The sequence below is a fragment of the Anabaena sp. EIM26 genome, from assembly GCF_057568715.1.
Window position 1 is genome coordinate 1,647,635 of the sequence record NZ_CM172472.1, and the last position, 12,714, is coordinate 1,660,348.

11 protein-coding genes and 1 tRNA gene are annotated in these 12,714 nt (G+C 38.8%); 9 read left to right on the top strand and 3 right to left on the bottom strand.

Annotated features, from left to right (window positions below; genetic code table 11):
- Nucleotides 1-88 precede the first annotated feature (88 nt).
- Nucleotides 89-1,087, top strand: coding sequence for a metal ABC transporter solute-binding protein, Zn/Mn family (locus tag AC012T_RS07040; protein ID WP_487064315.1), 999 nt, complete (start codon nucleotides 89-91; stop codon nucleotides 1,085-1,087).
- 128 nt (nucleotides 1,088-1,215) lie between these two features.
- Nucleotides 1,216-1,977, top strand: a complete 762-nt coding sequence (locus tag AC012T_RS07045; protein WP_487066495.1) for a metal ABC transporter ATP-binding protein — start codon at nucleotides 1,216-1,218, stop codon at nucleotides 1,975-1,977.
- A 225-nt stretch (nucleotides 1,978-2,202) separates the two neighbouring features.
- Here AC012T_RS07045 and AC012T_RS07050 read toward each other — a convergent pair whose 3' ends face one another.
- A complete protein-coding gene (locus AC012T_RS07050) occupies nucleotides 2,203-2,466 on the bottom strand; it encodes an ArsR/SmtB family transcription factor (RefSeq protein WP_371834367.1) in 264 nt (87 codons plus the stop codon).
- A gap of 234 nt (nucleotides 2,467-2,700) precedes the next feature.
- Here AC012T_RS07050 and AC012T_RS07055 point away from each other — a divergent pair, with 234 nt between their 5' ends.
- The 4 genes from AC012T_RS07055 to AC012T_RS07070 all read left to right on the top strand — a co-directional run bounded on the left by AC012T_RS07055 (nucleotide 2,701) and on the right by AC012T_RS07070 (nucleotide 5,648).
- Complete coding sequence (locus AC012T_RS07055) at nucleotides 2,701-3,570, top strand: metal ABC transporter permease (RefSeq protein ID WP_487064317.1); 870 nt, start codon at nucleotides 2,701-2,703, stop codon at nucleotides 3,568-3,570.
- Nucleotides 3,571-3,651: 81 nt separating this feature from the next.
- Nucleotides 3,652-3,724 (top strand) — tRNA-Phe (locus AC012T_RS07060).
- A 178-nt stretch (nucleotides 3,725-3,902) separates the two neighbouring features.
- The gene (locus tag AC012T_RS07065) at nucleotides 3,903-5,039 is read left to right on the top strand and encodes a tyrosine-type recombinase/integrase (RefSeq protein WP_487064319.1); all 1,137 of its coding nucleotides are present in this window, start codon (nucleotides 3,903-3,905) and stop codon (nucleotides 5,037-5,039) included.
- Between the two features lie 393 nt (nucleotides 5,040-5,432).
- Nucleotides 5,433-5,648 carry a hypothetical protein gene (locus tag AC012T_RS07070; RefSeq protein ID WP_487064321.1) on the top strand — a complete coding sequence of 72 codons (216 nt, stop codon included), beginning with the start codon at nucleotides 5,433-5,435 and terminating at the stop codon, nucleotides 5,646-5,648.
- Between the two features lie 306 nt (nucleotides 5,649-5,954).
- Here AC012T_RS07070 and AC012T_RS07075 read toward each other — a convergent pair whose 3' ends face one another.
- On the bottom strand, nucleotides 5,955-7,160 hold the full coding sequence (locus AC012T_RS07075) for a glutathione S-transferase family protein (RefSeq protein WP_487064323.1): 1,206 nt from the start codon (nucleotides 7,158-7,160) through the stop codon (nucleotides 5,955-5,957).
- 171 nt (nucleotides 7,161-7,331) lie between these two features.
- Between AC012T_RS07075 and AC012T_RS07080 the strand changes: the two genes are divergently transcribed.
- Nucleotides 7,332-7,556 (top strand): DUF167 domain-containing protein, encoded by a 225-nt coding sequence (locus tag AC012T_RS07080; protein ID WP_487064325.1) that lies wholly within the window; start codon nucleotides 7,332-7,334, stop codon nucleotides 7,554-7,556.
- Between the two features lie 44 nt (nucleotides 7,557-7,600).
- On the opposite strand, the gene AC012T_RS07085 is transcribed toward AC012T_RS07080, so the two are convergent.
- Nucleotides 7,601-9,091, bottom strand: a complete 1,491-nt coding sequence (locus tag AC012T_RS07085; RefSeq protein ID WP_487064327.1) for a sensor histidine kinase — start codon at nucleotides 9,089-9,091, stop codon at nucleotides 7,601-7,603.
- Between the two features lie 592 nt (nucleotides 9,092-9,683).
- Between AC012T_RS07085 and AC012T_RS07090 the strand changes: the two genes are divergently transcribed.
- A complete protein-coding gene (locus AC012T_RS07090) occupies nucleotides 9,684-10,130 on the top strand; it encodes a BON domain-containing protein (RefSeq protein ID WP_487064329.1) in 447 nt (148 codons plus the stop codon).
- 561 nt (nucleotides 10,131-10,691) lie between these two features.
- A complete protein-coding gene (locus tag AC012T_RS07095; RefSeq protein WP_487064331.1) occupies nucleotides 10,692-12,674 on the top strand; it encodes an ABC1 kinase family protein in 1,983 nt (660 codons plus the stop codon).
- The last annotated feature ends 40 nt before the right edge of the window (nucleotides 12,675-12,714 follow it).

Genomic DNA, 12,714 nt, shown 5'->3' on the forward strand with positions numbered 1-12,714 from the left:
TATTCTAATAATAAGGTATAATTGAGTATGATTTTTAATCACAATATTGATACAAATGCAGCAAGTATCCTTAATAACGGAAAGTAAAATGACTAGTACTGGTATAAAATTTAGAATCAATAGCCCAAAAAGGCAAATTCTGCTTGTAATAACACTATTTCTATTATCAATTGCGTCTGGTTGTAGCCAAACACGAAATAATACAGATAAACGTGCTGAAGAGTCATCAGTAAAACAGTCAGAAAAAACCAAAGTGGTGACAACATTTTTACCTGTGTATTTGTTTACGAAAGCAATTGCTGGGGATGTAGCAGATGTAGCAATCTTAGTGCCGCCAGGTACTGATATACATGATTATCAGGCCACACCGGATAATGTAAAAGCGATCGCAACTGCTAATGTGTTGGTAAAAAATGGCTTAGGGTTGGAGACATTTCTCACAGATACAGTTAAAAACGCCCAAAATCCTCAATTAGTTGAAATTGATGCCAGTAAAAGTATTAAAGTTATAAATGATATTTCTCCAGTAGAGGAAATAAAAGATCAAGACCATGACCACGATCACAAACATGAACACACAAAAGGGAATCCTCATGTTTGGTTAGATCCAGTTTTTGCTAAACAGCAGGTCATTAATATTCGAGATGGATTAATCACTGCTGATCCTGTAAATAAAGAGGCTTACCAGACCAATGCTGCGGCTTATATTCAGGAATTAGACAACTTAAATAATGAATTTAAACAGACTTTACAAGAAACTCCTAATTGCACCTTTATCACTTTTCATGATGCCTTTCCCTACTTAGCAACACGCTATAATCTTAAGCAACTAGCAGTTGTGGAAATTCCTGAAGACCAACTTTCACCAGCGGATGTGCAGAAAGCCATCAATGCAGTGAAAAAATATAAGGTTAAAGCCTTATTTAGTGAACCAGGAGTAGATAACAAACTACTGACTAGCCTTTCTCAAGATTTAAAATTAACTTTGTATCCTCTAAATTCTTTAGAAAATGGTGACACAAATCCGCAGTATTATTTTCAGGCAATGAAAACTAATTTACAAAATTTATCAACAGGATGTAAGTAATTCGTAATAGTGCCGACCGCAGGTTGCACCAACGGAATTTAAGAATTAAACATCTGTGTATTTCGGTTCAAAACTAGTGTGAGCAGTTTCTCATAATTTAAAATTCGATGACTGACGACCAGCAAGCAATGACATTGCCGATATTAAGAGTAGAAGGATTAACTGTCTATCAAGGAAATTTTCTAGCTGTACGGGATGTTTCCTTTGAATTATTCCCAGGAACAGATACAGCTATAGTAGGGCCAAATGGTGCGGGTAAAAGTACTTTAGTTAAAGCTATTTTCGATTTGATTCCCCGCAGTGCAGGAAATATTGAAATTTTTGGTCGCCCAATTTCTAGGTTAGGAAATTTACGTCATCTATTGGGCTATATGCCACAAAACTTTATTTTTGATCGTAGTTTTCCTATTTCTGTAAGTGAATTAGTAGGACTAGGAATAGATGACAGTAAACATTCCTTATTTGCAAATTTTTGGCAAAATCACCGGGAAAAAACGGCAACAATAGCAACAGCTTTACACAGAACAGATATTTATCGTTTGAAAAATCAAGCTATTGGGACTCTTAGTGGTGGTCAACTGAAACGGGTATTACTGGCTTATTGTTTGGTAACACCACGAAAATTGTTGGTACTTGATGAAGCTTTTGCTGGGGTAGATATGCAGGGTGCGGCTGATTTTTATGCTTTGCTAAATGAATTAAAACGGGAAGAGGGTTGGACTGTCTTACAGGTTTCCCATGATATTGATATGGTAAACCGTCATTGCGATCGCGTCCTTTGTCTTAACCAAACTCTTGTTTGTACTGGAAAGCCAGAAATTGCGCTTTCACCGCAAAACCTTTTAGCAACCTACGGGCCAGGTTTTAGTCGTTACCAACACCATCACTAATTACAGCAGGATTCAGGAGTCAGCACTTCGACAAGCTCAGTGACCAGTCAGAAGTCAGGAGTAAAACTGGTTTGGTATCTAGATTTCAATTTTGATTCTGTACCTCGTTGATCTGCAATCTGCTGTATGTTGCTTTCCAGGGAGATGAAGAAGATAGAAAAATATTTACCAATAACCAATAACCAATGACCAATTACTAATTACCAATTACCAATTACCAATTACCTAATCTTTTTCATCTAAATGTTCAGCCACAGACTGATAAAGATGGAAAACATGACTATCATGGAGACGATAAAATACATTACGTCCTTGTTTGCGGTAACTAACTAAACGCATGACGCGTAAATTTCTTAGTTGATGTGAAACAGCAGATTCACTCATTTCTAGTAATGCGGCTAAATCGCTCACGCAAAATTCTTTATTAGCTAATAAAGAGAGAACCCGCAAGCGATTAGCATCTCCTAGAAAACTAAAAAATTCTGCCATGCGTTGAGCTTTTTCAGTACTCAGAATATCATCCGGTAAGGCTTGAATAATATTACTATCTAAGGTGCTGTGCGAATTAGATTGAATCATGGGTTGTTGTCAAATCAATTTATTTATAGAAAAATATAGTTTTTAGCTTTCCATATAGTTATTATGAACTAGAATGGAGTACTTATTGATGAAATAAAAATAATCTGTTTACACAACAGCTAAAAAAATCGTAAAAGCGCAGATATGAATTTATTGACTGATGTTCAAAGCATCTTATTAGCTATTACGAATAGTGACGATTTGGTGAACTTATTACAGTTTCCCTTTATGCAACGTGCCATGATCGGTGCTGTATTAATGGGAATACTAGGGGGATTGTTGGGTTGTTTTGTCACTTTGCGCCAATTGTCATTTTTCAGTCATGCTGTGGGTCATGCGGCGTTAGTAGGCGTAGCATTGGGCGTGTTATTAAATACAAATCCTACTTGGATGTTATTACCGTTTACCTTAGTTTTTGGTGTAATTGTCCTCTACTTAATTGACAAAACAGATTTAGCTAGTGATAGCGTTCTTAGTATAGTCCTGTCAGGGGCATTAGCAATCGGTGTCATCCTTACTAGCATGATTAAGGGGTATCGCGGTAACTTGATGGCTGTCCTGTTTGGCGATATTTTAGCAATTGATACCACAGATTTAATTTTGACACTGGTGATACTTGTAGGTAGCGGGATTTTTTTATTATCAACATTGCGATCGCAAATTTTGTTAACCCTTAACCCCGATGTAGCTCAAGTACAAGGCGTTCCTGTTCAATTGTATCGTTATGGGTTTGTCGTTTTACTATCTTTAGCCGTCGCAGTAGCAATTAAAGCCGTTGGTGTTTTACTCGTGAACGCCTTTTTAGTAATTCCTGCTTCCACCGCTAAATTGATGAGTCACCATTTTAGTCGCTTTCTCATCCTGTCAGTCATTGTTGGTTCTAGCAGTAGCATTCTTGGAATTATGGTTTCTGGCGTGTTTAACCTGGCTTCCGGACCCAGTATCGTTCTCGTTCAGTTCCTGGTGTTCGTCATAGTTTTCTCCTGGGTAAAGTTAGGGATAAAAGCAGCCTAAAACTTTCTCCCATAAACCACTTGACAAATTCTTATGCCTTTGCTAATGTTAGTAATCGTGGCGAACATAAAAAAAGCCCGCGCCGGGATAGCTCAGTTGGTAGAGCAGAGGACTGAAAATCCTCGTGTCACGAGTTCAAGTCTCGTTCCTGGCATATTAAATAAAATAGCTGAAAGCCTTGTAAGCAAAGGTATTTTGATAAATCCTATCTGGAATTAAGTAAATTTCTTGTGGGATTTTTTGCATTTTTGGGCTTGACTTTGACTATGAATTGACTATGATGATATAGAGCAGAGGACAAAACATAGTCAGAAAGATGGAAAGATATGGTAATGAAGGTGGAACAAAAAGCATCAAAAGGTTCAGTCGGTGTCGAAACGTTCCAAGACAGACTCAGACTGCGTTTACCACGTCACCTATATAGGGGGAAACAAAAATACCTCACTTTGGGAATGGCAGATACATCAGAAAATCGCAAGCTTGCTGAGGCTAAAGCGAAACAGATAGAATCAGATATTGCATTTGAACGCTTTGACCCCACATTAGCTAAATATAAACCTCAAGTTCATTTAACCCTTGTTACAACAACAGAAAGTCAACAACAACCAACATTGATTGAGTTATGGGATAAATACACAACTTATAAGTCTAAGACTTTGAGTATCACCACGATTAATAAGGATTTTAAGAAGACTAGAAACCATATTGCCAGTTTACCAACACATAAGCTTTCAGAGGCGGTAATAATCAGAGATTTCTTGCTAGATAAATTAACATCTAATGCAACAAAGCGTGTTTTAACTCAATTAAAAGCTTGTTGTGATTGGGCAATAGATTCTGAGTTGATTAGTAATAACCCATTCGTGGGGATGTCACAGAAGGTAAGAGTAGCTGTAAAAGATGAAGATGAAACAATTAACCCATTTAATAAAGGTGAGCAAGAACAGATTATTGCAGCTTTTGAGAGGAATATGTACTACAATCACTACACAAATTATGTTAGATTTCTGTTTATGACGGGTTGTAGGACTTCTGAAGCTATAGGGTTAACTTGGGAACACATCAATAGTAATCTAACGTTAATTACCTTCAGTGAAGCAGTTGTAGAAGGTAATCGTAAAGATACCAAAACTCATAAGAGCCGTAAATTCCCTATTAATAAATCACTCAAAGAGTTGTTAATTTCCATTAAACCAAGTAATCCTAATGCAGATACACCAGTCTTTAAAGCTCCCAAGGGCGGTTTAATTGATGCTCATAACTTCCTTAATCGAGCCTGGAAAACTGTATTATCTGAGTTAAATGTTCCTTACCGTCCGCAGTACCATACACGACATACGTTTATCACAAATTGCTTAGAAACTGGTGTGAGTGTGGTACAGGTTGCTAAATGGGTAGGTAATTCACCTGAAATAATTATGAAACATTACGCGGGTACAATAAGACAGGTTCAAGTTCCTGAGTTTTAACTGCAATTATCAGACTGCCACTAACACCACTAGGACATCTGATTTCCATAAAGTTGAATGATTAAAGTAGTAATTTAGTGTGATGTAATACTATTACACTTGTCTTGTCAACAAAATCTAGCGCGGTGTTTTTGCATTTATACAAACAAGATTTGTATGAACTTGATTAAACGCAATTACAAATAACTCTTTCTATATGCCTCTACAACAGCAGATATGAATATGACATTGTATGGCAATTTGTACCTAAAACTTAAAACATAGCTGTTACAGCCGAATATGACATGATTAGTTAGCTGATATGGTTATTGGCTAAAGCTTAATAAATTTGTTGGATAGGTTTTCAGATAACTATGATCTATACTTAATCTGCTACTTGCCACGATGTAATATATGTCAGATAACGATTGGAGACAAGAGGAAACCACTATAGCCGTTGCTAATGATAATACTGGTGAATGGGAGTTTCTTTCGTTCCCATCGTGGGAGGAAGCCAGACAAGCTATTAATGCGACTAGAAGTGAAGATAAAGCTGCTGTTTTCTATGATGGTGCTACTCTTCCTTTACCACCAGAATTACCTATAGAACTAGAACCACCAAAAGATTGACTATGATTTGACTATGAAGATGAATGACTATCCTTAACTATCAGTCATTACAGTCATTAAAACAGAGGGGAGAAAATTTTCGTGTCACGAGTTCAAGTCTCGTTCCTGGCATTCTGTAAAATAGTACAATTATCGATCATTTCGGATGTAGGGTTTAAGTTTAAACAGTTCCGATAGGTGTTGATAATTGACATTATTCTCTCTCAAAAATGGAACGTCATAATTAACCTTTGAGGATGCTAAAAATTGAAATTTTTGGTTACACCAACGGTATTGTGAGTGGTCTAACCGCAAAGTTCATAAATCCTACTTTCTGACAAAGTTAGATGGATCTTGATCTCGTCGATGCTTGGTGGGAATGGGTTCTGGCTGTCCATCACCTGCCAGGGCTGCGGTCTTCTCTAAGGATTCCCTCAATCGCTTGGCTGCATAGATAGACATATCTCTAGGTACATTAATGCGATCGCGCAAATATCGTAAAGCGACATCAGATCCCGCTGGAGGTACACAGTCTTTACCTGTCATCATCTGTGTTAAGGCACAACGTAAGGCTTGATCAAACAACTGATCATCTAAGGGATTGACTCGGATAATATTGGTGCGATGCTCGATAGTTCTTTGCAGAGCTTCCATACGAGAGTTTTCGGGTTCTGGATAAGTAACATCTGGTAGCCCGAACCAAGGCCCATTATCCACTCGCGCTTTATTGATTAACATTTGGGGTTCGCCATTTTCCCAACAGCCCCCCATCTGAGGCGGCAAATCATGTGCGTGGGTATGAAAGTCGCTCTGAGTACCGCAGTAAGTAGGTCGGCTTTCCATGGCTGCAAACCATGCTTTCAAGTGAGGGTTTTCCTCCCGCAGAGAATAGCCTTTGTAGTAGTAAAGGCTTGCATTCATCCGTTCGACATAGGGCGTAAAGATGACATCGACAGTGCCGAAGCTATCTAGAAAGTAAGGACTGGGAGTGCGACTCAGCGTCTCCTCAACCAGAGATACCACTTCAGTAAATTTTTCTCGATTGCGTTGTTCTTGTTGAGAGGAACTTGCTGGATAGCATAGCCAAGTACACCAGGCTCTAAATAAAAGTCGTTCTAATTGACGTAGAGGAAGCACTGTGCGATCTTCCATACCTTGGTTCAATGAACCAAAAACTTTTTCCAAAGCGATCAAAATATCATCGCTTTCCTTAATAATCCGCCCATCTAGTGCGATCGCAGGGAGCATTCCTGATGGTACTTTACGTTTGTACCAACTTTCTTTCTCTCCATAACAGAACATTGTCACTTTTTCGATGCGGTAGGGAATTTGTTTTTCCTCTAGCCATAACCAAACTTTTTGACAGTAAGGACACCAAGCATGGTTATCACGGTACAGCGTTACCCGCACATCAGATTCGGGATGCCCAAACAAGCGTAACCGGGCTTTAGCATTAGTGAGACCATTAACAGTATCTATTTGATAGTTCGTCAGGGTTTCTAGTTCTTGCCAACTGAGGGGTGCGGTAGTCATAGGGTGAGTTAACATGGGCTATTGCAGGAATTTTTTAATCTGGTTTTCTAAGTGGTTAGGTAACTCACTTGAAATAATCATAAAACATTACACAGATATAATCAGACAGGTTTAAATACCTGAATTTTAACAGTACTAATTATTTTTTCAGCCATTAGCTAACTTGGTGTTATGCAAAAAAAAGTCAAAGTTAAACCGAACTCTAAACAACAAAAAATTGCCGAACAAGAAGATGGTAGTTTAACTGTAAACTTAAAATCACCACCAGTAGATGGTAAAGCCAATGAAGAGTTAATTAAGCTTTTGGCAGAAAAATTTGATGTTCCTAAATCCTCTATTAGAATCAAATCCGGTTTAACCTCTCGGCAAAAACTTGTGGAAATTGATGAATCCTGATTCCTGAATTCTGTTCGATAAAATGTTTTCTGAGCAAAGCAAACTTATTTAAATACCACTTTTTCTTTACTAACTTCCAACGGTAAGAAAATTGTCAATACTTCGCCATAATGGGGACTTTGACGCACAATCAACTTACCACCAATTGCTTGAAAAAGATGCTTAGTAGCCGCAATGTTTAAACTAATTGTTCCTGTTTCTGGTTGGAACATTAATAATTGACCTAGAGATTTACGAATTGGTAGTGTTGTAATTCTGGTTGTGTCTTGACAATCCAATTGAGGTGTTAATTGCAATTTGAGTTGATCACCTGCGGGGATAACTTGAACCTGAATAGAACTACCAGGAGGTAAACTGCGGGTAAAATTCTCCATTAAACCCGTGAGTACTCGATCTAGCATAGCGGGATTACTAACCACCGTTGGCAGTTGCTGGGGTAAAGCTACATCTAAAGTTAAATTCCGTCGATGGGCTGCTTGTTGCCAACGAGGTATACTTTGCTGCAATACTTGATCCAAAGACATCGGTGTTAGTTGGGTATTTGCAGATTTCGCGGCTGTACAAGTTTCTAATTCGGCTGCTTTAAACAGCAACTCCATGCGATCAATTTGCTCAGTACATTCGTGGTCTATAACTTCTAAGCGATTAGTTACAGTAGTAGGCAAATCTCGCCGTTTTAGTAACAGACGAGTGAGAGTGCGAATAGTAGTCAGTGGGGTGCGGACTTCGTGAGCAAAGGCTTGTAGTAATTCCACATCAGAACGGGAAGATGGTTTTGGTGATGGGGAAACAGGAATATGGGGATGTGGGTAAATGGGAGGAGTATGTGTTGCTTTATCCGTTTCTGGCTCTGCTAATTCCTGAAGCAACAACTGGCTAAATTGAATTATAGTATGGTAACTTGGTGCGATTGGGGAATATGTTTCAACTAACATATCCAACTCAGCGAATAATTCTGGGTTAGTCAAGATTACCCTAGCGCCAAGCGATCGCCAAGCTTGCTGCACTACTTCTGGCTCAAAGGAAAATAAAAATTCTTTTTTACCGCTTCTATCGGCTGATAAAACCAGAACTAATCTAAATTTTTCTGTGAACACCAAGCAAAACTGCTCTAAACCTAGAGGATCGGCTGGTAATAAAGGTAAAATAGTTTCTGCATCTGCGTGGGCATGGCCTGTGGTGAGCGCAGCTTCTCGGAAAGCAGACATCGCTTCTTTTTCATCACTTTCTACACTTATCGCTGGTGAAACATGGAACGGCATCAGTGCCAATGGGTTAAATGGTTTGGCAGTAAAAGTTACCGTCTGTAAACTTTGAGTTAGTTTTGGTTGACTAAATAAAGGTGCTGGTGCAGTTAAAACTAAACCTTGGGTGATTTCGGGCGAACCTGTTGCTAAATTATTGAGTAGTAGATGTTCTGTTGCTGCCAGGCTAATACGCCATTGCTGCTCTGCTTTGGCAGATGAACACCCAGCCATACTTGATTGGCTTTGGGCTAAAACTTCTCTCAAACTTGGCAAGATCCATTCGTACACAGGTTTTCACCCCTTGATTCAAGATCGTCTAACAGCAGCTAAGGTAGACATTGCACCATATACTTACGAGGTTATAGTTTTTTCTGCACTAGCGACAGTCGTAGAACCGAACAATTGAGGCGCAATTTCCCCTGTAATTACAATTTTAAAGGTCATTGGGGACTGGGAATTGGAGACAACTGGGGGGAATATTTATCTTTCTCATGACTCATGCTGCCTTTCTTTTATAAAATTATCATTCAGGTTGCGTCAAACTTCTTCAAATCTGATAATATCGAGTGATCGATGTGGGACAGCAGCATTTACCCTTAAGAAGGCTGTTAGGACTCTAGATAAGATTCAGTAAAGAGTCTTTATCCCATATACCAGGGACTACACGTCTGTAACCATCATGAAAATTGAATTGGTACTTTTGTTAGAACTGACTTATAGATTTGAGTCAGAGAAGTTATCCAAGCATCAATTTTCAGCAACTTAGGTGCTTGCACAAGCATTTATGTTTTGGTCTATTTAATTTGTTTTTTAAGATTCGCTCCTCAGAATCACACACACATTCAGTACATCGCTTCACTTATTCGATTTGGAGATAAACATGAAGAAGCTAATTCCCTTTCTTGTTAGCGGTATTTTAGTAGCTGGTGTTTTTGGTTGCCAAGAAGCTCCTAAAACCGGTTCAGAAACTCCTGGTACAACGAACGAATCTACTACAGTACCAGCAAAACCTGCGTCTCAAACTACACAAACTACAGAAAAAACTGCTCAACCTATCACAGCAGCTACCACTACACCAGTTAGCACAACCACAAAAATTACTCCTGAAACTACTAAAAGCGACCTCAAAACCGAAGTTAGCAAAAAGTTAAAGGAAGGTTTACCCAGCAATAAGTTGCAAGTAGAGAATAAAGAAGGTGAGATTATTCTCAAAGGTACAGCTACTTCTCAAGATGAACTCAAAAAAGCGGAAACCTTGATTAAAGAAGTCAAAGGCGTGAAAAGTGTCAAAGTAGAAGCAAAAGTTACACCTGTAAGCAAGCCATAGGGACTTTTACGATTTTTGTAGGGTAGGTGTCTTGCATTCCTAACACTGAAAATACCTGCTTTACAGAATTATTTATTTTTTGGAGTTCCCATTGATATCGAAATTGTCAGGACTTATTACAAAGTAAGTCCTGTTTTTTATTTGGAGAACTCCATAGAATGATTGATCCTGTTTTAATATCATTCCCCTAAAGCTTGTCCCTCGCTAAAGTAGGGGTAATTCATGAATTACCCCTACTTTATTGGATCATGTTTTTTATGGAGTTCTCTTGCCTAATCTATAGAGGTATATCTCCTCAGATGTAGATGAACGCACCCTAGAAATAATTGGATTTTTATGCCTGAAGCTATAATACTTACATTATTACCCTGGTTTTACAGGTTTTTAGCGGTTAATTATTTCCACCAGCCTGCATTGTTATTAGCATAAACTGGCTAAACAAAGTATAGCAAATTTAAATTCATCTCCTCTTCAAGTTTCTACTTGTTAGGCAGATGCGAAAATGGCAACATATTGTTACAATACTTAACAGCGTTCATCAAACCGGTGGCTTTTTTCATAATGGTTAAGACATTTCCCCCTAGTTTCCAATCAACTCCGGAGGACAATCACGGAGGTGAATTGTCCGTGATTGAAGTAGTACCAGAAAATGGGACAACAGCCTTGGTTCTCCATTCGCCAAGAATATCAGCAGAGCAAGAACATTCAGTACCAGCTAGAGATGAACCTGAGACACTGGGTTACGATCCTGAAGAGATCCGCGCACATTACGCAAACAAGCCTCTGCAAGTTTTGCGACGGATTTTAGCGGTTTTACGACCAACTTTATCCTATGTTTTGGGAATGTGGTCGGATAAACAAAGGGGAATTGTCGTTAAAAACGATCGCCGTCGAGCGATTCAATTGCGAGAATTACTAACAAAATTGGGGCCTGCTTACATCAAAATTGGTCAGGCTTTGTCTACTAGACCGGATTTGGTGCCTCCGGTATACCTGGAAGAATTAACTAAACTCCAAGATCAATTACCGCCCTTTGCGAATGAAATAGCTTACCAGTTTATTGAAGAAGAGTTAGGAAGCCCACCAGAGGAGATTTACGCGGAAATTTCGGCAGAACCAATTGCAGCAGCTTCTTTGGGACAAGTTTACAAAGGTAAACTGAAAACTGGGGAAGAAGTGGCGATAAAAGTCCAGCGTCCAGATTTGCGAGAAAGAATCACCATTGACTTGTATATTTTGCGCTATTTGGCAGGATGGGTGCAAAGAAAAGTCAAGCGGGTACGAAGTGATTTAGTTGGGATTTTGGATGAATTGGGCGATCGCATTTTTGAAGAAATGGACTACATCCATGAAGGCGAAAATGCCGAGCGATTCTTTGAATTATACGGTCATATGCAAGATGTATATGTACCAAAAATTTATTGGGAATTCACCAATCGTCGCGTATTGACGATGGAGTGGATCAACGGGATTAAATTAACCCAAGCGCAAGAACTTCAGGATCTGGGTATAAATGCTCGTTATCTCATTGAAGTAGGTGTACAGTGTTCCCTACGTCAATTGCTAGAACATGGGTTTTTCCATGCTGACCCCCACCCCGGTAATTTGTTAGCCACCTTTGATGGTAAATTAGCTTATCTTGACTTTGGGATGATGAGTGAGATTAAGCCACCACAGCGTTATGGTTTAATTGAAGCGATCGTTCACGTCGTTAACCGTGACTTTGACTCATTAGCAAAAGACTACGTTAAATTAGAATTTCTCACCCCAGAAACCGACTTAACACCAATTATTCCCGCATTTTCCAGAGTATTTGCTAACGCCCAAGGTGCAAGTGTCGCCGAACTTAACATTAAAAGCATCACCGATGATTTATCGGCTTTAATGTATGAATATCCCTTCCGCGTACCTCCTTACTACGCTTTAATTATTCGTTCTTTGGTGACATTGGAAGGTATTGCTATTTATATAGATCCCAATTTTAAAGTTCTCAGTGAAGCTTATCCTTACGTTTCTAAACGCCTATTAACTGACCCCGCAGATGAATTAAGAACATCATTGAAAGAGTTGCTATTTAAAGATGGTAAATTCCGTTGGAACCGCTTAGAAAACCTGTTAACAAATGCACGGAATAGTCAAGATTATGACTTGAGTTTAGTACTCAATCAGGGGGTAGAATTTCTATCTTCAGAACGAGGTGAATTTATTCGTGACAGGTTAGTAGATGAGTTTGTCAACGGCATTGATGCTGTCAGTAAAAATGTCTTGCACAACTTTACTTACTTACTGCGAGAAAGAGTAGGATTAACAGCAGTTAATGAAACTCCTGGTGCAACAGTCGAACAACAACAAAACTTAGAGCATATCAAACGAATTTTAGGTATTCTCAGAGAAACAAAAGGTTTTGATGTTGCCCAAATTGCCCCCCAATTAGCACAGGTACTTGTTAATCCTAGAGTGCATCATTTAGGTCAACAAATTGCTAGTCGTTTTACACAAAAGGCGGTAACAAAATTAATTAGACAATTGTTAGCAGCAGAATAAAATAGGTGATTGGTAATGGAGATTGGGGGTTAGGGATTCA

What these genes read in the sequence shown, in the direction of transcription:
- AC012T_RS07040 (WP_487064315.1), top strand. Translation starts at nt 89, where the DNA reads ATGACTAGTACTGGTATAAAATTTAGAATCAATAGCCCAAAAAGGCAA.
- AC012T_RS07070 (WP_487064321.1), top strand. Translation starts at nt 5,433, where the DNA reads ATGTCAGATAACGATTGGAGACAAGAGGAAACCACTATAGCCGTTGCT.
- AC012T_RS07090 (WP_487064329.1), top strand. Translation starts at nt 9,684, where the DNA reads ATGAAGAAGCTAATTCCCTTTCTTGTTAGCGGTATTTTAGTAGCTGGT.
- AC012T_RS07050 (WP_371834367.1), bottom strand. Translation starts at nt 2,466, where the DNA reads ATGGCAGAATTTTTTAGTTTTCTAGGAGATGCTAATCGCTTGCGGGTT.
- AC012T_RS07080 (WP_487064325.1), top strand. Translation starts at nt 7,332, where the DNA reads ATGCAAAAAAAAGTCAAAGTTAAACCGAACTCTAAACAACAAAAAATT.
- AC012T_RS07095 (WP_487064331.1), top strand. Translation starts at nt 10,692, where the DNA reads ATGGTTAAGACATTTCCCCCTAGTTTCCAATCAACTCCGGAGGACAAT.
- AC012T_RS07075 (WP_487064323.1), bottom strand. Translation starts at nt 7,160, where the DNA reads ATGACTACCGCACCCCTCAGTTGGCAAGAACTAGAAACCCTGACGAAC.
- AC012T_RS07055 (WP_487064317.1), top strand. Translation starts at nt 2,701, where the DNA reads ATGAATTTATTGACTGATGTTCAAAGCATCTTATTAGCTATTACGAAT.
- AC012T_RS07045 (WP_487066495.1), top strand. Translation starts at nt 1,216, where the DNA reads ATGACATTGCCGATATTAAGAGTAGAAGGATTAACTGTCTATCAAGGA.
- AC012T_RS07065 (WP_487064319.1), top strand. Translation starts at nt 3,903, where the DNA reads ATGAAGGTGGAACAAAAAGCATCAAAAGGTTCAGTCGGTGTCGAAACG.